Origin of the sequence: Yersinia thracica (assembly GCF_902170565.1) — a bacterium.
Lineage (GTDB): Bacteria > Pseudomonadota > Gammaproteobacteria > Enterobacterales > Enterobacteriaceae > Yersinia > Yersinia thracica.
Genome location: NZ_CABHXX010000074.1, coordinates 105,654 through 127,178 on the forward strand (window position 1 = coordinate 105,654; position 21,525 = coordinate 127,178).

Consider the following 21,525-nt stretch of genomic DNA (forward strand, 5'->3'; position numbering starts at 1 on the left):
ATCACTCCCCTTTATTTATCGCGGTTTTTTCAGCCGGGCTTAAGAAGCCTTCAAAGATAACCAGCGCAGCACCGATACAGATGGCGGTATCAGCAAAGTTAAATGTCGGGAAATGCCAATTATTGACGTGGAAATCGATAAAATCGATCACCGCGCCATGTACCATGCGATCAAATAAGTTACCTAATGCCCCACCAATAATTAGGGCATAAGCACAATTGAGCAGGCGTTGCTTGGCAGTAGACCGGTACATCATCACCATCAATAGGACTGAAATACCGATAGCTATCCCTGCAAAGAACCAACGCTGCCAGCCGCTTTTATCCGCAAGGAAGCTAAATGCCGCGCCAAAATTCTGCGCGTAGGTCAGGTTGAAAAAAGGAATCAGTGGCACGGACTCATACAGTGCAAAGTGGGTCATAACCCATTGTTTGCTGCCGAGATCGACAATCACCACCAGTACAGCCAGCCATAACCAGCGCAATCCGGTCGAAAAAATAGGTTTACTCATCAGGCGTACTTACGCTCTTCACCGTCTCCGGCAACGTTAGTGACACAGCGGCCGCACAGTTCAGCATGTTCCGCCACCAAACCGACATCTTGAGTGTAATGCCAGCAACGCGGGCACTTCTCACCGTCAGCTTTATTAAAGGTAATTTTCAGCCCAGGAATCAGCTCACTTTGCTGCGCATCATCATCAGCATCGGTATAATCTGCGACTTTCGCAGCAGACGTCAGCAACACAAAACGCAGCTCATCTTGCAAGCTGTTCAGGCGCGCTGCCAATTCAGGTGTGGCAAACAAAGTCACGGCTGCTTCCAGCGAACCACCAATACGTTTATCGCTACGGGCTTGCTCCAGCACCTTATTCACTTCGCCACGGACTTTTAACAGCTCGGCCCAGAAAGTATCGTTCATACTCTCATCACCCGCCAACCCGAACAGGCCCTCATACCACTCTTCAGTGAAGACATACTGCGGGCGCTCACCGGGTAGTTGGTTCCAGATTTCATCTGCGGTGAATGACATAATTGGTGCCATCCAGCGAACCAATGCTTCTGCAATATGGAACAGCGCGGTCTGACAGCTACGACGGGCAACACTGTCGCCTTTGGCGGTGTATTGGCGGTCTTTAATGATATCGAGGTAGAAAGAACCCATCTCGACCGAACAGAACTGCATCAAGCGCTGCACCACTAAGTGGAAATCGTAATTTTCGTACGCTTCCATGATCTCGGCTTGTGCAGCCTGCGCGCGGCCCACGGCCCAGCGGTCTACCACCACCATCTCTTCTGGGGCCACCTGATGCAAGGCTGGATCGAAGCCATTAAGGTTAGCCAGCAAGAAGCGTGCGGTGTTACGGATGCGGCGATAAGAGTCCGCAGAGCGCTTCAGGATCTCATCAGAAACCGCGATTTCGCCAGTGTAATCGGTGGAGGCCACCCACAAACGCAGGATGTCGCCACCCAATTTGTTCATGACATCTTGCGGGCTGATGGTATTGCCGATGGACTTGGACATTTTACGCCCCTGACCATCAACGGTGAATCCATGAGTCAATACCTGACGATAAGGCGCTTTGCCTTTCATCGCGGTCGCAATCATCAATGAAGACATAAACCAGCCGCGGTGTTGGTCAGAACCTTCCAGATACATATCCGGGCTATGACCACCAAACTCTGGGCGGACGTCAACCACAGAAGAGTGGGTTGAGCCGGAGTCAAACCATACATCCAATGTGTCTGGCACTTTGACATAATCCGCAGCATCGGCACCTAAGATCTCAGCCGGGTCTAGATCCCACCATGCTTGAATGCCATCTTGCTCAACACGTTTGGCAACTTCTTCCATCAGCTCAGTGCTGCGCGGGTGAAGCGCTTCGGTCTCTTTATGGACAAACAGAGACATCGGCACACCCCAGGTACGCTGGCGTGAAATACACCAATCGGGGCGGTTTGCTACCATGGTTTCAATACGCGCCTGGCCCCACTCGGGGATCCACTGCACGCCTTTTATCTCTTCCAGCGACTGCTTGCGCAGACCTTTTTGATCCATGCTGATAAACCATTGCGGTGTAGCACGGAAGATAATTGGCGTTTTGTGACGCCAGCAGCATGGGTAGCTGTGGACCAGTTTTTCAACTTTCAGCAATGCGCCTTTTTCGCGCAGCAGCTCAACAATCACATCGTTGGCTTTAAACACGAACATGCCGTCCAGCGTTGGGTAAGTCCCTGCCAAATAGCAGCCGTTCGGGCCGACCGGATTAGCCACTTCCAAACCGTATTTCTGACCAATAACAAAGTCATCCGGGCCGTGGCCAGGTGCGGTATGAACTGCGCCGGTACCGGCATCCAGTGTGACGTGATCGCCCAAGATTGCTGGAACATCAAAGCCCATAAACGGATGATTGAAGCGCAGCAGTTCTAAATCGGAACCTTTGCAACTGCCCAATACCGTCCATTCCACAATGCCAGCGCGCTTCATGACGCTCTCAACCAGATCTTCTGCCAGAATCAGGCATTCGCCTGCAACCTGCACCAACTGATAGTTATATTCAGCATTCAGTGAAATAGCGCGGTTAGCGGGCAAAGTCCACGGAGTGGTGGTCCAGATAACCAGTGAAATCGGGCCATTAATCGCCGACACATTAAATTTGGCTGCAACAGCCGCCGTATCAACTGCGTTAAAGCGCACATCAATAGAAGGTGAGGTTTTGTCATAATATTCGACTTCAGCTTCAGCCAGTGACGAGCCGCAGTCTGTACACCAATGCACTGGCTTCGCGCCTTTGTGCAGGTGGCCGTTATCAATGATTTTGCTTAATGCGCGAATGATATTAGCTTCAGTTTTGAAATCCATCGTCAGGTAAGGATGGTCCCAATCGCCCAACACACCCAAGCGGATGAAGTCTTTCTTCTGGCCTTCGACCTGTTCAGCGGCGTATTTACGGCACGCAGCACGGAACTCCGCGGCGCTGACTTTTTCACCCGGCTTACCAATTAATTGCTCAACTTTTAACTCGATCGGCAGACCGTGGCAGTCCCAACCCGGAATATAAGGTGAGTCGTAGCCGGACATTCCTTTCGATTTAACAATAATATCTTTGAGAATTTTGTTAACAGAGTGACCAATGTGAATGTTGCCGTTCGCATAAGGAGGGCCGTCGTGCAAAATAAAGGTCTTTTTACCCTTCTTGGCCGTACGAATAATCCCGTACAAATCCTGCTCATACCAACGTTTCAGCATGTCAGGTTCACGCTTAGCCAGATCGCCGCGCATCGGGAACCCTGTTTCAGGCAAATTCAGGGTATTCTTGTAGTCACTCATTAGATTCTCGGTTCCGTTTCGGCTAGAAATATTAAACCGGTGTCTTTAGCCCGAAAAATGTTCGGGCCGTCACCACATCATGGGCGATTTGCTGCTTCAGAACATCGAGCGAAGCAAAACGCTGTTCGTTGCGCAGTTTCGCGCGGAGCACCACATCAATATGACGCCCATAAAGATCCATAGTTATATCAAGCAGATGAACCTCTAGCTGCTGGCGGACACCAGCAACGGTAGGCCGAGTGCCAATATTGGCAACACCGGGCAATGGCTTTGGACCTAAGCCATATACATCAACCGCATACACTCCTTTTACGGGAGCAACTAAACGTTTTAACGGCAAATTCGCCGTGGGGAAACCTATCGTCCGTCCCAGTTCGTCCCCGTGAACTACTCGGCCGGAAATACTGTATGGGTGACCCAGCAGTGTCTCAGCCAACACCAAATCGTCGTCATGAAGTGCCTGACGAATCGCGGTGCTGCTAATGCGCAGACCACCATCACAAAAGCTGTCTGTGCTGATGACATCAAACCCAAACTCAGCCCCCGCTTGTTGTAATAGCTGAAAATCCCCCTGACGCTCTGCGCCAAAGCGGAAATCATCGCCAACAGTTAAAAACTTAACACCCAACTTCGCTACCAGCAACTTAGCAACGAAAGCTTGCGCAGTAATAGCTGCAAAACGCGGATCAAATTTAACGCACAATAAATAGTCAACACCGGTTTCGGCCAGATATCTGGCTTTATCGCGTAAACGCGTCAGTCGAGCCGGTGCTTTATCCGCTGCAAACAATTCCAGTGGTTGCGGTTCAAATATCATCACCATAACGGGCAGCCCCAAGCGCTGACCTTCGCGCTTTAACTGCTCCAATAAGGCCTGATGTCCGCGATGGACACCATCAAAGTTACCGATAGTTAGCACGCAACCATGGTGGCGTGCCCGGATATTATGTATACCGCGAATTAGCTCCATAGCTGGCTCAAAACAGTGGAAATCGCCGGATTATACCTTGTACCGCGGTTAAGGTTAACCCGCGATTGGTACCTTTAACCGAAAGTCATACCATTTTGCTAAAAATACGCAGGTAAAATCCCTTTTACTCACTTTATCCTGTAGAATACGCACGCCGTTGAATACAGAAGCAGGCTGAGATTTTTACAAGAACCACCGTCGAATCCCTTCGAGGCAGTGAACTGTGGAATTTTCTTTCGAAAGACTGTATTCCACAGCGCGAAGCTGGTAAAATCCCGCTCCATCACAACGTAGCAAGTGCCGCCCGTACAAACGGCGCTTATTTGCACAAATCCATTGACAAACGAAGGCTAAAAGGGCATATTCCTCGGCCTTTGAATTGTCCTCAATAGAATATATTTGGGAGTTGGACCTTGGCTAATATCAAATCAGCTAAGAAACGCGCCGTACAGTCTGAGAAACGCCGCAAGCATAACGCTAGCCGTCGCTCAATGGTGCGTACCTTCATTAAGAAGGTGTATGCGGCAATCGCAGCTGGCGATAAAGACGCAGCGCAAAAAGCATTTAATGAGATGCAACCAATCGTGGATCGTCAGTCCTGTAAAGGTCTGATCCACAAAAACAAAGCAGCGCGCCATAAGTCAAACTTAGTAGCGCAAATCAACGCAATGCAGTAATTGCATTATGTTGGCTGCTTCGTAAAAAGACCGGCCTAGGCCGGTTTTTTTATATCTAAAATTTGGCTAACTCATCAAATCGCAAAGCTAATGCCGGTCATGAATAGCTGATAGCTATGCCATTTACTATTCGAATCAATCTGTTTAACCGCTAAAAAGTGCGGAAAAATCTTTGTTACATACCCGCTGTACCGCTGGATGTTGGATCATCCGCTCGGCAAAAATAACGTAATACTCTTCCTGTACATTATCTAAACGGCCAATTTCTACAATTTCGTCATCTTTGGCATAGGTATCCGCAGCGTACAGAGTTGGCGCAACAAAAATAGCATTGTTATAGATAGCAAAAGCTTTCATCAACGCCGCGTCATCAAATTCCCCCAGGATTTCCACCTGTAGGCCTTTGCTGTTAATCCAGTTTAATAATTTACGCCCCAACATTGAACGGCGACCGGGTACCAACAAACGTTTTTGCTGCAAACAAGCCGGGAAAGGTAAATCTGGAATGGGCTGGCGACAATAAAAACTCACGCTACATTCGCCAAGCTTTACCGAAAATAGCCCTTCTTGCTGACTGGAATCCACCGGGCAATCAGACAGAATCATGTCCAACTTATGCTGACTTAACTGCTCCAGCAGCATTTCATGGGTCGATTCAAAACAGCGTAAATGAATTTTTTCATGGTCCACCACGGCAGTTTCCAGCACTTGGCTAACTAAGCGCTTAGATAAGGCATCAGCAACGCCAACATCAAATAACAAGTTAGATTCTTTACGATAGTTAACGATATCAAGCATTTCATGGCTGAGCATGAACATCTTATCGGCATAGCGAAAGACTAGTTGCCCCAATTCTGATGGCACCAACCCCCGTCCCTGGCGCTTAAACAATTTACCACCCAGACGTTCTTCCAATGCTTTAATTTGCCCGGTAATCGTTTGTGGCGTCAAAAACAAAGCCTCAGCCGCGCCCACGACGGAGCCTTCCTTGCAGACCTGCCAAAAATAATAAAGATGATTGAAATTGATGTGCGACATTCGCATGTTGTTATCTCCTTAACATATCGGCGAGCTATAAATCTATGTAGACAGCCCCATGCACGACTAAACATTCCCTGTACTGAGACTTCACAAAGGGTAAACCTGGAAATCCATCAGGTAGAACGCCAGTACCTTGACGAGCAGTACTGGCCATTCAAATATTAATCAATGAGTTATTTTTTCTTTGCTGGCAATGCCAGGCGCAACAAGCTATAACCCACAATGGCTGCGGTGGTGGAGCCTAGTAATATGCCCAACTTAGAATAGGTAAGCAAAGCGACATCGGCACCATCGAATGCCAGCGATGCAATAAATATCGACATAGTAAAACCGATACCGCATAACACTGACACCGCAAAAATTTGCTTAAAGTTAATGGCATCCGGCAGTTTAGCAATCCCTAACTTAACCGCGAGCCAACTAAAGAGAAAAATCCCCAGCGGTTTACCAATAAACAGACCGCTCGCAATCCCCAAAGGCAATAGTGACGTCAATCCAGCGAGTGAAACGCCTTGCAACGAAACTCCTGCATTGGCAAAAGCAAATAACGGCAGAATCAAATAGGCAACCCACGGGTGCAAACCATGTTCCAGTGATTCCGAAGGCGAGCGCTTATCTTTGGTGTGCAGCGGGATCATAAAGCCGACAATCACACCGGCTAAGGTCGCGTGTACTCCAGATTTAAGAATGCAGACCCACAGAACCAATCCGACCAACAGATAGGCGGATGTTTTCCCCACCCCACGCCAGTTCATATAGCCCAGCAAAGCAATAGCGGCGGCGGCAATCCCTAAAGCTTGCAGCGAAACCTCATGGGTATAGAACAATGCAATAATAATGATGACGCCCAGGTCATCAATAATGGCCAATGCCAGTAAAAAGACTTTTAGGCTGGTTGGAACCCGATTCCCCAGTAATGCCATCACACCTAATGCAAAAGCAATATCGGTTGCTGCTGGAATGGCCCAACCTTGGCGAGTGACTTCATCAGCCCCATTAAACAGTAGGTAAATCAAGGCCGGGGCGAGCATACCGCCCAAAGCAGCAATCGCCGGAAAAACAGCTTTATCGCGCCCCGCCAGTGAGCCTTCCATCAGCTCCCGTTTAACTTCCAAGCCGACAACCAAGAAGAATATGGCCATTAAGCCATCATTAATCCACAACAGCAGCGGTTTGCTGATATCCAGTGACGCAATTTTTACCGATACCGGGACATCTAAAAATGATTGATAAGCCCCTTGGAGTGGGCCGTTAGCCATAAATAAAGCGACGATAGCGGCAAAAATTAAAATCAGACCGCCTGCGGCCTCTTGGCGTAAAAATTGACGAATAATGTTTGTCACAATGAATAGCTCCTTACATCAGACAATGAGCTGCTGCTCGACAAATCAATTCATGAATTTTAGGATAACCCTTAACTCGAAAAAAGTCGTTTTTATGGCAGGTAATACTCGTAAAAACCGATCAATTAAACATATGCATCACATATTTCTACACCAAATGATGAAAAAAAATCCCCGATATTTATCGAGGATTTTTAATTTTCATTTTTATTAGCAGGTTAACTGCTAAGACATGATTAGCGGGTTAAGTCATCAAAGAATTTCTTAACACCGTCTAAGAAGCTTTTAGAGCGAGGGCTGTTTTTCTCACCCGCAGCGCCAACAAAACTTTCTTCCAGTTCGCGCAGTAATTGTTTCTGTTTTTCACTGAGGTGGACTGGAGTCTCAACCACAACGCGGCAGAGCAAGTCGCCTTGGCTACCACCACGAACAGATTTTACCCCTTTCCCGCGCATACGGAACAGTTTGCCGGTTTGCGTTTCCGCAGGTACTTTCAGCTTAACGCGGCCATCCAACGTCGGGACTTCAATCTCGCCGCCTAAGGCCGCCATTGCGAAGTTAATCGGCACTTCACAATATAGATTATTGCCTTCACGTTCGAAGATTGGATGCGCTTTAACCTGCACCTGAACGTATAAATCGCCCGCTGGTGCGCCGTGTTCGCCGGCTTCGCCTTCACCACTTAAGCGAATGCGGTCACCGGTATCAACGCCCGCCGGAATTTTAACCGACAGTGTTTTTGATTTCTCAACGCGACCATGTCCATGACATTTGTTGCACGGATCTTTAATGATTTGGCCGCTGCCATGACAAGTCGGACACGCCTGCTGCACGGTGAAGAAACCTTGGCGCATATGCACCTGACCGGCACCACGGCAAGTCGAGCAAGTCACCGGTGAGCTGCCCGGTTTAGCACCGCTACCATGGCAGACATCACATTCATTTAGTGTTGGGATGCGGATTTCTTTGGTTACACCGCGCACCGCTTCTTCCAGTGTCAGATCCATGTTGTAGCGCAAATCTGAACCACGGGAAGCCCGCTGACGACGGCCGCCGCCGAAGATATCACCGAAAACATCACCAAAAATATCACTAAAATCAGCACCGCCACCACCACCAAAACCACCGCCGCCCATGCCACCTTGTTCAAAGGCTGCATGACCATACTGATCATATGCTGCGCGCTTTTGTGGGTCGGTCAAAATTTCATAGGCTTCTTTAACTTCTTTGAAATTCTCGCCGGTATCGTTTTCATCCTGATTACGGTCCGGATGATACTTTACTGCCAGGCGTTTATAGGCCTTTTTGATTTCACGTTCATCAGCGCCCTTTGTGACGCCTAAAACCTCGTAATAATCTCTCTTCGCCATTCTTTTTTTTCCTACCCTTAACATGCGTGCACGGGCGTAGAGTTTCCTCGACGCCCGTGCTGGTTCCCAGCAACAGTAAGGCCTACTGTTGCAGTGCCCGCTTAAGGGCTATTATTTTTTGTCTTTTACTTCTTCGAATTCGGCGTCTACGACGTCGTCTTCTTTCTTAGCACTGGTATCACCAGCATCACCGCCTGCGGCTGCTTGCTGCTGCTGAGCCATTTCCAGTAATTTACCAGAAACTTGCACCAGAGCCTGAGTTTTGGCTTCGATCTCAGCTTTATCTTCGCTTTTCAACGCTGCTTCCAGCGCTTTCACTGCATCTTCGATGGCGGTTTTGTCTTCTGCTGGCAGTTTGTCACCGGCTTCTTCCAACTGTTTACGAGTACCGTGAATCAGGTGGTCGGCTTGGTTACGCGTCTGTACCAGCTCTTCAAACTTACGGTCTGCTTCAGCGTTAGCCTCAGCATCGCGAACCATTTTCTGGATTTCTTCCTCGTTCAAACCAGAAGATGCCTTGATGGTAATCTTCTGCTCACGACCGGTATTTTTGTCTTTAGCAGACACATGCAAAATACCGTCGGCGTCGATATCGAAGGTCACTTCGATTTGTGCCATGCCGCGAGGTGCCGCCTGGATACCATCCAGATTGAACTGACCCAGAGATTTGTTATCCTGAGCACGTTTACGCTCACCCTGAAGCACATGGATGGTTACCGCAGACTGATTATCTTCCGCAGTAGAGAACACCTGGCTGTGCTTAGTTGGGATAGTGGTGTTTTTGGTGATAAGCGGAGTCATCACACCACCCATGGTTTCAATACCCAGTGACAGTGGAGTCACGTCCAACAACAGAACGTCTTTCACTTCACCAGACAGAACCCCCCCCTGCACTGCCGCACCAATAGCTACAGCTTCATCTGGGTTAACGTCTTTACGTGGTTCTTTACCGAAGAAATCAGCCACTTTTTTCTGAACCATTGGCATACGAGTCTGACCACCGACCAAGATAACATCCTGGATATCGGAAACAGACAAGCCAGCATCCTGCAGAGCCACTTTCAGTGGTTCAATAGAACGGTTTACCAAATCTTCTACCAGTGACTCCAATTTAGCGCGGGTCACTTTGATGTTCATGTGTTTTGGACCGCTGCCATCAGCCGTAATGTACGGCAGGTTAACGTCGGTCTGTTGAGCTGAAGACAGCTCGATTTTTGCTTTTTCAGCAGCTTCTTTCAGGCGCTGCATTGCCAGAGGATCGGTACGCAGATCCATACCCTGGTCTTTCTTGAATTCATCAACCAGATAGTTGATCAGGCGGCTATCGAAGTCTTCACCCCCCAGGTGGGTATCACCGTTGGTTGCCAGAACTTCAAAGGTTTTTTCGCCGTCGACTTCATCGATTTCGATAATTGAGATATCGAAAGTACCACCACCGAGGTCATAAACCGCGATAGTACGGTTACCGACTTCTTTGTCCAAACCATAAGCCAATGCAGCAGCGGTTGGTTCGTTGATGATACGTTTTACTTCCAGACCTGCGATACGGCCAGCATCTTTAGTTGCCTGACGCTGAGCGTCGTTAAAGTATGCAGGTACAGTGATAACCGCTTCAGTAACTGGTTCACCCAGAAAATCTTCAGCTGTTTTCTTCATTTTCTTCAGCACTTCAGCAGAAATCTGCGGCGGTGCAACTCTCTGGCCTTTTACTTCAACCCACGCATCACCATTGTCAGCTGCCACGATTTTGTACGGCATGATGTCTTTATCACGCTGTGCTTCTTCGTCCTGGAAACGACGGCCAATCAAACGTTTGATCGCAAACAGTGTATTTTGCGGGTTAGTAATAGCCTGACGTTTAGCCGGTTGACCAACCAGAATCTCACCATCTTGGGTATAAGCAATAATAGAAGGCGTGGTGCGGTCGCCTTCGCTGTTCTCCAGCACACGAGCTTTAGTACCATCCATAATTGCTACACAAGAGTTGGTAGTACCCAAGTCGATACCAATAATTTTACCCATCTAAAACGCCTCCACTAAAAAGTCATATTCGGTCAAGTTACTAATCTATATGTGGGCGAATTGTTTATTTTCAACTGCCCGTATTTTCATAATCAATGCTTTCATACCCAGCATTCTGCTGATGTATGTCTCCATTGATATAGTAATTAGTCCCTGCGGTTGGAAATAAGATGGGGTCACGAAACGTAGCATCAAGGGGGGAGATGAAAAAAAATTACTTTTTATTACCCTCAAGATCATTGTTTCCAACCGCGCGGATCATTATGATGCCGCGCGCACTGAGGGATATCGACGACTTTTTGGTCATTCAGGCGATTTATACTTATTCGGATAATTATCCATTTTTTTAGCATTCTGTTACTTGCAGAGGACTTATGAACACCACCAAGTTGGCGAATCCTGGCCCATTAGGCCTGATGGGTTTTGGGATGACTACCGTCTTGCTTAACCTGCACAACGCAGGCTTCTTCCCCCTAACCTCTGTTATTTTGAGTATGGGGATTTTTTATGGCGGTTTGGCACAAATTCTGGCAGGCATGCTGGAGTATAAGAAAGGCAATACTTTTGCTGCAACCGCATTTACCTCATATGGTGCATTTTGGCTGAGCCTGGTCGGTTTGCTGATGCTACCCAAAATGGGTCTGGCAGAAGCCACTGACGCACAGTTCCTCGGCGTTTATTTAGGCTTATGGGGTATATTCACACTGTTTATGTTCTTCGGTACCTTGCCAGCTAATCGCGCTTTACAGTTTGTTTTCGGTAGCCTGACGCTATTGTTTGCTCTGTTGGCGGTCGGTAACTTCACCGGCAACCATTCGCTGCTGGTTTTCGCCGGCTTCGAAGGCATTATCTGCGGTGCCAGCGCCATTTACCTGGCAATGGCCGAAGTCTTGAACGAACAATATGGTCGTACGGTTCTACCCATTGGTGAACCAAACCAGACGTTGCACGTGCAATCTGTAGCTTAATTACAGTTTACTGAAGAAGTTTATATTTAATGACACCCTGAATATTCAGGGTGTTTATATGCCTATATATTACGCCTAAAAAATAAGTCACCTTATTAAAAATAACACGATAAAATAATAAAACAGAACAATAAAAATAAATAATGTGAAGGGGAAATACATCATATAACATCGAAAACCTATCGATAACGTAGCATATTTAAATTAAAGGTTTGCCTATGACAATAGTCACAAGATTATTAACAATGATTGTATTAATAATATCGCAACCTGCCTATTCACAAAAAGCTAAAGTTTGTTTTTATGAATTTAAAGATTTTGTTGGAGAATCATTTTGCTCTGCAGAAAGTGAATCAGACTCAATTTACAATGATCATTTTGATAATAAAATAGAATCAATATCTGTCCCGCCAGGTATGGTAGTGGACCTTTATGATGGCATGAATTTTTCTGGAAAAAAAACAACATTAAAAAATGATATTAATCTGCAAGAATTAATATCATCGGGATTATATAACACAATAAATTCATACGAAATAGCACCAGCCATTTGTTTTTATACCGAAGATAAGTTTGAGGGGGACAGCAGTTGTTTAGCAGCAAATCAACAAATAGATTTACATCATGATAGCGAAATCATCATTGAATCTGGCCGGGAAGTATTCCCAATTCACAATGACAACATTAGATCAATAACAGTTCCAGATGGAATGATCGCAACTATATATAAGAATGATAACTTCAACATGCCTTTTTTCGAGTTAACAGAAGACATGATAAATGATGATTTAAAAGCAATTAAAATGAGCAATGCAATAACCAGCATCAAAGTATCAGAGAAAAAAGGTCTTAGCTGCGATCAACAATGCGCCATTATAGATAACCATAACATAGAACTCGCTGATGCGTTTGGTGAATACTGGAATGACACTCGCTTGCAAAATAAGCAGGTATTACTTGTTTTTAATACTATAGATCTAGGCGAGCACGATAATTACGATATTAATCTATTTAATGGCCCTAACATTACTATAAATCAAAGAGCCATTGCTTTTTCTGATCACAATATGATTAATAAATTTTACTTTGACCGCTATCATAAATCCGACAATTTGTCTTTCATTATACAAATAAAAAATAAAAAAGTACAAACACAATTTATTAAATCATTAGATAATAAATTCGTAGATATGTCTCCTATTATTTCTTTTGATTGGATTAATGACATTACTGTGTCACCAGATATAACCATAACCAATTACAATATAGGTAACCCTTTAGTCCTCGCAAAAACTATACTTACTGCAGATACCGGCGATAAATATTGGAGAAAGAGAGATTTAACACAAATGAGTAAAATCATATGTGCTTTCACTCCTTTTTTAAATCTTTATAATTATATTATACAAGGAAAATGCCAACAGCTGGATGATATTGTATTCAGTGCAGATAGATACTTCAGCAGTAGCACCAAAGGGAAGACATTACATATTGCTGGGAAAAGCACGCCACTTAAACCCAAGATTGTAACAGAGGAAGATCTACTCACCCAAAAAGGCATTGATAATTACATGACATTGGCTTACATAGAAAACAATAATAGAAATCAGTCTTTAAGTCTTCCGGCTGTAGCAAAAACATGTATGACTTCGATCTATTCTTTAATTCGCTCTCGTCCAACACGTCAAATCAGGCCTAATTGTATTGAGTGGACATTGGATGTCATGACTGATTTTACTTTATTATTTGGCAATAGTTTAGATACCTGGAATGCAGAATTTTTTGGCCGAGTGGTAGACTCTATAGTCAGAACAGGAAGTACCGGTGTTACCGTAGAAAATACAGAAGTGGAAAATAGACTAACCAAATCTATAAAAGAAAAAGTAATAGATAAAACGACTAACAATGCTCTTCGTGAGATTAAGACTGCATTTGATTATGCCCAGTTAAGTTATTTCACCTATAGTCTTTATTATTCATCGGATGAAGCACCATCTCAGATCGAGCCTTTGCCCTTAGGTATTTACGAATTACTACTAGAGACTTTTATCTATAAACGGACCCTTCCGACAATCATTTCACAAAGTGAATTGGTTGAGCAAACTGACTTAGAATTCGAAATAGAAATACTCCCCACACCGACGCCAGAAGAAGAAGCAAAACTTTCAGACGCTGAAGTTAAAAATACGCAAGCCATGCGCAAAAAACTCAGTGAAACCATTACCCACTGGGGGCAACAGTATCAAGGCTCTCATGTTGGACAAGGTGCCAGCGCAGATAGCAGCCCAAATAAAAAAGATATGATGCTCAGTAAACTCCTCCATGCCGGACATATTGTTACAGGAATTATTAATCGAAGGTTAATCCTTCACCGCCCAGGTGAAATTTATGTGGTTGTTAAACTACAAGGAAGAATTATCGCGATTGTTCTTGCCGATCGTTTTAATAGCCAGGATGAAGTTGAGCTGGTCGCCTCCGCAACGCTGCCAGACTATGTCTTATCTCCCGATCGTGAAGGAACCGTAAGAGGAGCAGGTACCGCGGCAGTCAGAGAACTGGCCCGATACTTACAACAACAAGGCGCCAGAACATTATTTTCGGAAGTCATTTCTCAGCCGTCAGCTCGCGTCAAACAGAAAGTCGGCTTTAACTTTAAGGATGAATTATAGATTATCTTAGCCAATAGCCCATTATTTTATGGGCTATTTTTGTAGATAAGATTTATTTAATAGCTTTCTTACTCAGTGACAGTCTTCTGTGGCAGATGTACTTTCACATCACTATTAATATCATTGCGTAGATAGATTCCCAACAAGAATCCCACCAGCGATAACAGCAGCATGTAATACGCGGGTGCCATAGGAGTAACTTTCATCAATAAAGTCACCACAATAGGTGTCAACCCACCAAAAATGGCATACGCCACATTGTAGGAGAAAGAAATTCCGGTAAAACGAATCTCAGCCGGGAATGCGCGCACCATAACATATGGCACTGCGCCGACGATACCGACACAGAACCCAGCCAGCATATAATGCGTAAATAACTGACCAGGGTCAGTCAGATTAGTGTGATAAAACGACCATGTCGACACCGCCAACATCAGGCTACCAACAATAAAGGTTTTACTGGCACCAAAGCGATCAATAGCAAGACCCGCAATCACACAACCAAATACCAGCGCGACAATCGCCAGGCTATTCGCCTGCAATGCCAGTGCGGGCAGTACGCCGAATTGCTTCTGTAAATAAGTCGGGGTCATCAGGATAACCACCACGATACCGGCAGACAGCAACCAAGTCAGCAGCATCGAAACCACGATTTCTTTCTTATGATTGACCACCACAGATTTCAGCGGCAGCTCCTCAGCCAAGGTTTTCCGTGCCTGCATTTCTTTAAAAATTGGGGTTTCTTGCAACCAGCGGCGTAAGTACATGGCGAACAAGCCGAAAATCCCACCGAGGAAGAACGGTACACGCCAGCCGCCATCTAAAATAGCCTGAGGACTTAAGGTGGTGTTCATTGCCGTGGCCACCAGTGACCCCAGCAAGATCCCAGCGGTCAGACCCGCCGTTAAGGTACCGCAAGCAATACCAATGCGCCGACGCGGTACGTGTTCCGCCACAAATACCCATGCCCCGGGAACTTCACCACCGATTGCCGCACCTTGCAACACACGCATTAACAACAAAAGCAGCGGAGCCGCAATGCCGATAGAAGCATACGTCGGCAGCATACCAATCGCGAGTGTTGGCAATGCCATTAACAAAATACTGAGAGTAAACATCTTCTTACGGCCAACCAAGTCACCAAAGTGCGCCATGATAATGCCGCCCAGCGGACGTGCCAGGTAACCCGCTGCAAAAATACCGAATGTCTGTACTTGACGCAGCCACTCAGGCATATCTACTGGGAAGAAAAGATCGCCGATAACCGCAGCAAAGAAGACGAATATAATGAAATCGTAAAACTCAAGCGCCCCACCTAATGCAGCCAGGGTGAGTGTTTTATAATCTTGCTTATTCAGCCGACGATTATGATTATCTTGTTGAGCAACATGAGGTTGCGATAAGTCGACTTGAGATAAATTGTGTTCTTGGGGCATATGACACCGTAATAAACCAGAGTAGGGGAAGAAAAATATTTTCAGCTTTTTGTAAAGTAAATATGACTATACCGTACAAAATTCCCCACACTCACAGAATGGTATCTTATGTTGTAAAAAAATTTAATTTAGCTTTTTATATCGATAATGGCATTTTTCGGACGAAAAGCCGCTACCACTTTAGCATTGGTCTCTATATAAGGCCCATCCAGTAGTTGAATGCAATAAGGCACACTGGCAAAAATACCCGCAACTACTACCTTCGACTGGGTATCTTTCACCCCTTCAAGGGTCTCTTTGATGGATTTAGGCTGCCCCGGTAAGTTGATAATCAATGCCTGCTTACGGATAACCCCAACCTGCCGGGATAATATAGCGGTAGGGACGAAATGAAGGCTGATTTGGCGCATTTGTTCACCAAAACCCGGCATTTGCCGATCGGCGATAGCCAAGGTGGCATCAGGAGTAACATCACGCCTTGCCGGGCCTGTACCGCCAGTGGTCAATACCAAGTGACAACCCATTTCATCGACTAATTCACACAGGGTTTGTTCAATCAGAGTTTGCTCATCGGGGATAAGGCGGGTTTCTATATCAAAAGGAGTAGTTAACGCACTTGCCAACCACTCTTCCAGTGCTGGAATGCCTTTATCCTGATATACCCCACTTGATGCGCGATCAGAGACGGAAACTAAACCTATACGCAATGTATTCATATAACTACCTCGACGGAAACCCTTTATCTGTGGCGAATAATAGCATATCCAATGTGACTGGAACTGCTGTTAGGCTCAGGTTATATACCCGTCATCCTTCAAATTGCGTGTGTGTTCGCTGCCCTTGCTGACCCAAATCATTGAGTTATCTAAACTGATTGGGTTCACTCAATTGCCGCTTTCCCGCCACTCGAATTATTTAGGGTATAGGCAATAAAAAAGGCGGCTTACGCCACCTTTTCGTCAAATAACTGCGGAGAATCAATCACCGCCAGTCAAATTACAGCAGGTCTGAGATCATTTTCTCAAGCTTGCCCTGATCAACAGCAAACTTGCGAATGCCATCAGCCAGCTTATCAATCGCCATTGGGTCCTGGTTGTGCTGCCAGTAGAACTCAGCTTCAGTCAGTGGCGTAGGTTTAGCCTGAACTTCACCGGTATAAGACAATTTACGCTCTACCGGGCCTTCGCTTTCTGCTAACTCTTTCAGCAGCGATGGCGCGATAGTCAGGCGGTCACAACCAGCCAATTCGATGATTTCACCCAGATTACGGAAGCTTGCGCCCATAACCACAGTCTTATAACCGTGTTGTTTGTAATACTGGTAAATCTCGGTCACAGAAACAACGCCTGGATCTTCGTGTGGCGCGAACTCTTTTTTGTCGCCATTGGCTTTGTACCAGTCAAGAATACGGCCAACAAACGGTGAAATCAGGAACACACCCGCTTCAGCACAAGCACGCGCTTGAGCGAAGGAGAACAACAGAGTCAGGTTACAGTTAATGCCTTCTTTTTCCAGCTGTTCCGCAGCACGGATACCCTGCCAGGTAGAGGCCAATTTGATCAGAATGCGATCATTGCTGATGCCGGCTTCGTTATACAGTTTGATCAGGCGCTTAGCTTTTGCCACGCTAGCAGTGGTGTCGTAAGACAGGCGGGCATCTACTTCAGTAGAAATACGGCCAGGAATCAGTTTCAGGATCTCCAAACCAATATTGACGGCCAGCTTGTCAGTCGCATCAACAATCTGCTGCGCATGATCGCTGCTTTGTTCGCGCGCCCAAGCAATGGCGTCATCAATCAGCTTGCGGTATTCAGGAATTTGGGCAGCATTCAGAATCAATGATGGGTTGGTAGTTGCATCTTGCGGCTGATACAGCTTCATTGCCGCGATATCCCCAGTATCTGCTACTACAGTGGTGATTTGACGTAGGGAAGTAAGTTTATCGGTCATGTTGTCGTTTCTCATCGTTTGTGCATGAACTTTTGGCATGTCGCAACTTTTATCTTGTCGAAATGGCGTATCCTGTCGAAATGGCGCTTTATCTCATTCGGAATGTTAGCCGTTTCGCAATATTAGCGATTTCGACACCTGCCTTGTCTTGATAATAACATGCGTAAGCCTTGGTGCAAGGCAGTTAAACTGATTAAAAAAACCGCAAAAGCGCAGTATTCGGTTCGCAACCGTTTTCGCCTTTTAAAACAGCGAGAAACCGGTAGGTTAATAGCAACTTTATCCATTCCTATCGTGCTGAGACGATTTAGCTAAACTATAGCATCTCTGACAACTCACCATTCTATACCCAAAGTAATTGGTGTTGTAGGAAGGCAGCAAGCAACTGAATCCCGATGAGCTTACACAAGTAAGTGATTCGGGTGAGTGTGCGCCGCTAACAACCCTACAACTTCAAGTACGATGGGGATATCTATCTCTGCAATCGTCCAATCTTCTTTTCGCTGGCTGGCGCTTTTTGCTACAGTGTCTTATTTGGCTCATTAGGATGTCGTTATGCTCATTGTAATTTCCCCGGCTAAAACCCTTGATTATCAAAGTCCGTTAGCGACCAAGAAATTTACTCAGCCAGAAATGTTGGATAAATCACAACAGCTTATTGAGATCTGCCGTGAACTGACACCAATGCAGATTAGCAGCCTAATGGGAATTAGCGACAAACTGGCCGGTTTGAATGCCGCCCGTTTCAGCGAATGGCAACCCAATTTCACACCAGACAATGCGCGTCAGGCCATTTTGGCCTTTAAAGGCGATGTCTATACCGGTATGCAAGCGCAGGATTTCAGCGCTGCTGATTTTGATTTTGCCCAACAACATTTGCGCATGCTTTCTGGCCTCTATGGCGTATTGCGCCCGCTAGACTTAATGCAGCCGTATCGTCTGGAAATGGGGATCAAGCTGGCTAACCCGCACGGCAAAGATCTCTATTCATTCTGGGGCGACCAGATAACCGAGAAACTGAATCAAGCACTGGAGCAGCAAGGCGATAACGTGCTGATTAACCTCGCCTCTGATGAATACTTTAAGGCCGTGAAGCCCGCCAAGCTGGCCGGCTCACTGATTAAACCGGTCTTTTTAGATGAGAAAAACGGCAAATATAAAATTATCAGTTTCTACGCCAAAAAAGCCCGTGGTCTGATGAGCCGATTTATTATTCAGAACAAGCTAACCAAACCAGAGCAACTGGTTGATTTTAATCTGGAATGTTATGAGTTTGATGCTGGGCTATCGGCGAAAAATGAACTGGTATTTAAGCGGGCTGAACAGCACTAAAATGTAAAAAGGGCCAATATGGCCCTATCAGACGGCTGACAATGTCAAATGAAGGGGAAACGTGCTGTTGGGGTCGTAGCGACGCAGTCGCCGAAGTGCCCCTAGGCGCGGTCAACCTTTCACTCACTGAGTTATAAATAGCTAATCTCAAAGGGCCGATATGGCCCTTTAGTTTTTATCTCTCAATGAGAAAAATTACTTAGGTAACGCCATCAAGAAAGTGCGTAATTGTGCAAAATCTGCTGGTAAATCATGGGATAACAATGGCAATTGTGCCCGCACTGCCAGTGGTTTTGGCAGCGGTAATTCTTGACCCAAAATCTCTTCAACACTTTCTTTGAATTTCGCCGGATGTGCCGTCCCGATGAATAACCCAAATTCCCCGTCTTGTAGCTGATCGCGCAATACACGATAAGCAATGGCAGCATGAGGTTCTGAGATATAGCCCAACTCCGCCAGCTCGCGCATGGTCTCTTTGGTGACATCATCACTGACTGCGCCGTGGCCCAATTCTTTTAATTGCCAAATTTTGCGACGATAAAGCTCTTCAACGCGCGGCCAGTTATTCGGCTGACTGACATCCATGGCATTCGATAAGGTCGCTACCGTCTGTTTCGGCTGCCACTGCCCATTAACCAGGAAGCGCGGCACAGTGTCATTGGCATTGGTGGCGGCGATAAAGCGTTTTACCGGCAAACCTAAGGATTTCGCCAGCAAACCGGCGGTCAAATCACCAAAGTTGCCACTCGGCACAGAGATAACCAATTGGTTACGCGCCTCTTGCGGTAACTGGGCTACAGCTTCAAAGTAATAGCAAATCTGAGCCAGCAAGCGGCTGATATTAATCGAGTTAGCAGAGTTAAGGCTCAGTTCTTGTTTCAGTTCTTCGTCATCAAAGGCTTGTTTGACCAGCGCCTGACAAGCATCAAAATCACCCTCAATGGCTACAGTGTGAATATTGCCACCCAGCGTACAGAACAGTTTTTCTTGCAGCGGACTGATTTTGCCGCGTGGATAGAGAATAACCACACGGACATTTTTCAGACCATAAAATGCATGGGCCACCGCCGCCCCGGTATCACCGGAGGTTGCGGTTAAAATAGTCACCGGCTGATCGCCTGCTACTTCAGCCAACATCTGCGCCATAAAACGGGCACCGAAGTCTTTAAAGGCTAATGTTGGGCCGTGAAACAGCTCCAGTACCGCGATATCATTCTCAACCTGAGCAACCGGAGCTGGAAACTCAAAAGCTGCCTGGACGCGCTTGGTTAGGACTTCCGGCGCAATTTCATTGCCGATAAATGCAGATAAAATACGGCTGCTGCGCGTGACAAAATCCAGATCCAACAGTTTATCAATTTCTGTCAACTCAAACTCTGGCAACTCCAACGGGAAAAACAGCCCTTGCTGCTTGCCCAGGCCTTGCTTGATCGCTTGCGCGAAGCTGACCTGCTCGTTGTGATCTTTAAGGTTATACAGTTTCATGCGTTATCCCAGTAGTCGTGCGCCTGCGGTATCCAGACGGCAAATATGAACAAAACCTTCATCGTTTTGCAGGTAATGATTTTGTAGCCAGCTCGCCATGCGCTGTGCGGTCTCGGCATCATTGCAGACGGCAAACAGTGTTGGGCCAGAACCGGAAATACCACAGGCCAGCGCGCCAATATCCTGTGCGGCTTGCCGTGCCGCAGCAAAGCCCGGCAACAATTGAGTGCGGTAAGGCTCGGCAATCACATCTTTCATCATTTTAGCAGCCAGACTTGGCTGCTGAGTGTGGCAGGCGTGAATGAATCCAGCCAAATTACGCCCATGCGCGATGCAATCCTGACGGCGATATTGTGCTGGTAAAATAGCGCGGGCCTCGGCGGTAGAGACTTTAATGCCCGGATAAGCCATCACCCACAGCCAGTCGTCAAATCCGGGCACATTCTGACTGATATAGCCGGGTTGCTCGAGAATCAGTTGCATCCCGCCCAAATAACACGGCGCGACATTATCAAAATGCACACTTCCGGACACCCGCCCTTCCAGCTCGCCCATCATGCCCAACAGTGTCACTTTATCCAGCGGCTGGCCACAAAACTCATTCATCGCCATCAAACCGGCCACGACTGAACAGGCGCTGGAACCCAGCCCTGAGCCAATCGGCATGTTTTTTTCCAACACCATCGCCACCGGGATCTCTTTGCCCATTTCCTGACAAAAACGCTCCCAGCACTGATAAACGATATTTTCTTTTGGGTCATCGGGCAATTTGCTGACAAAGCGGCCCTCGTTGCGCAAACTGAAGCTATCCGCCGCAGTCACGCTGACACAATCGCCCAGCAGAGTGCCGTCGACCGGAGAGACTGCCGCACCCAGCACATCAAACCCAACGCTGACATTGCCAATCGATGCCGGAGCATAGATCTTAACCATAT

At 46.5% G+C, this 21,525-nt stretch carries 16 protein-coding genes; 4 read left to right on the forward strand and 12 right to left on the reverse strand.

Annotated features, from left to right (window positions below; genetic code table 11):
- Position 1 precedes the first annotated feature (1 nt).
- The 3 genes from lspA to ribF are packed head-to-tail and all read right to left on the reverse strand — an operon-like array spanning position 2 to position 4,297.
- Complete coding sequence (gene lspA, locus FTA91_RS10110) at positions 2–511, reverse strand: signal peptidase II (protein ID WP_050113663.1); 510 nt, start codon at positions 509–511, stop codon at positions 2–4.
- Positions 511–3,327, reverse strand: a complete 2,817-nt coding sequence (gene ileS / locus FTA91_RS10115; RefSeq protein WP_145534285.1) for an isoleucine--tRNA ligase — start codon at positions 3,325–3,327, stop codon at positions 511–513. The genes lspA and ileS overlap by 1 nt, the downstream gene beginning before the upstream one ends.
- A gap of 31 nt (positions 3,328–3,358) precedes the next feature.
- Entirely contained in the window at positions 3,359–4,297 is a 939-nt protein-coding gene (gene ribF / locus FTA91_RS10120; protein WP_050113661.1) for a bifunctional riboflavin kinase/FAD synthetase, read from the reverse strand.
- Between the two features lie 413 nt (positions 4,298–4,710).
- Here ribF and rpsT point away from each other — a divergent pair, with 413 nt between their 5' ends.
- Positions 4,711–4,974, forward strand: coding sequence for a 30S ribosomal protein S20 (gene rpsT / locus FTA91_RS10135; protein WP_002220715.1), 264 nt, complete (start codon positions 4,711–4,713; stop codon positions 4,972–4,974).
- 144 nt (positions 4,975–5,118) lie between these two features.
- Here the strand turns inward: rpsT and nhaR are convergent, their stop codons facing one another.
- The 4 genes from nhaR to dnaK all read right to left on the reverse strand — a co-directional run bounded on the left by nhaR (position 5,119) and on the right by dnaK (position 10,750).
- Positions 5,119–6,018: a transcriptional activator NhaR gene (gene nhaR, locus FTA91_RS10140; RefSeq protein WP_038636420.1), complete on the reverse strand. Its 900-nt coding sequence runs from the start codon at positions 6,016–6,018 to the stop codon at positions 5,119–5,121.
- A 170-nt stretch (positions 6,019–6,188) separates the two neighbouring features.
- Complete coding sequence (gene nhaA / locus FTA91_RS10145) at positions 6,189–7,358, reverse strand: Na+/H+ antiporter NhaA (protein ID WP_050113660.1); 1,170 nt, start codon at positions 7,356–7,358, stop codon at positions 6,189–6,191.
- A 236-nt stretch (positions 7,359–7,594) separates the two neighbouring features.
- Positions 7,595–8,728: a molecular chaperone DnaJ gene (gene dnaJ, locus FTA91_RS10150; RefSeq protein WP_050113659.1), complete on the reverse strand. Its 1,134-nt coding sequence runs from the start codon at positions 8,726–8,728 to the stop codon at positions 7,595–7,597.
- Between the two features lie 111 nt (positions 8,729–8,839).
- Positions 8,840–10,750, reverse strand: coding sequence for a molecular chaperone DnaK (dnaK, locus tag FTA91_RS10155; protein ID WP_050113658.1), 1,911 nt, complete (start codon positions 10,748–10,750; stop codon positions 8,840–8,842).
- Between the two features lie 374 nt (positions 10,751–11,124).
- Here dnaK and satP point away from each other — a divergent pair, with 374 nt between their 5' ends.
- Both satP and FTA91_RS10165 read left to right on the forward strand, forming a co-directional pair.
- Complete coding sequence (satP, locus tag FTA91_RS10160; RefSeq protein WP_038636432.1) at positions 11,125–11,718, forward strand: acetate uptake transporter; 594 nt, start codon at positions 11,125–11,127, stop codon at positions 11,716–11,718.
- Positions 11,719–11,936: 218 nt separating this feature from the next.
- The gene (locus FTA91_RS10165; protein WP_145583266.1) at positions 11,937–14,387 is read left to right on the forward strand and encodes a peptidase inhibitor family I36 protein; all 2,451 of its coding nucleotides are present in this window, start codon (positions 11,937–11,939) and stop codon (positions 14,385–14,387) included.
- Between the two features lie 68 nt (positions 14,388–14,455).
- Here FTA91_RS10165 and FTA91_RS10170 read toward each other — a convergent pair whose 3' ends face one another.
- The 3 genes from FTA91_RS10170 to tal form a co-directional block, all read right to left on the reverse strand.
- Positions 14,456–15,823 (reverse strand): MFS transporter, encoded by a 1,368-nt coding sequence (locus FTA91_RS10170; protein WP_145583268.1) that lies wholly within the window; start codon positions 15,821–15,823, stop codon positions 14,456–14,458.
- Between the two features lie 128 nt (positions 15,824–15,951).
- Positions 15,952–16,539 (reverse strand): molybdopterin adenylyltransferase, encoded by a 588-nt coding sequence (gene mog, locus FTA91_RS10175; protein WP_050113655.1) that lies wholly within the window; start codon positions 16,537–16,539, stop codon positions 15,952–15,954.
- 280 nt (positions 16,540–16,819) lie between these two features.
- Positions 16,820–17,773: a transaldolase gene (gene tal / locus FTA91_RS10180; protein ID WP_038636445.1), complete on the reverse strand. Its 954-nt coding sequence runs from the start codon at positions 17,771–17,773 to the stop codon at positions 16,820–16,822.
- 555 nt (positions 17,774–18,328) lie between these two features.
- Between tal and yaaA the strand changes: the two genes are divergently transcribed.
- Positions 18,329–19,105, forward strand: a complete 777-nt coding sequence (yaaA, locus tag FTA91_RS10190; protein ID WP_050113654.1) for a peroxide stress protein YaaA — start codon at positions 18,329–18,331, stop codon at positions 19,103–19,105.
- Between the two features lie 195 nt (positions 19,106–19,300).
- Here yaaA and thrC read toward each other — a convergent pair whose 3' ends face one another.
- Together thrC and thrB are read right to left on the reverse strand one after the other, a co-directional pair.
- Positions 19,301–20,590 carry a threonine synthase gene (thrC, locus tag FTA91_RS10195; protein ID WP_050113653.1) on the reverse strand — a complete coding sequence of 430 codons (1,290 nt, stop codon included), beginning with the start codon at positions 20,588–20,590 and terminating at the stop codon, positions 19,301–19,303.
- A 3-nt stretch (positions 20,591–20,593) separates the two neighbouring features.
- A complete protein-coding gene (thrB, locus tag FTA91_RS10200; protein ID WP_050113749.1) occupies positions 20,594–21,523 on the reverse strand; it encodes a homoserine kinase in 930 nt (309 codons plus the stop codon).
- Between the last annotated feature and the right edge of the window lie 2 nt (positions 21,524–21,525).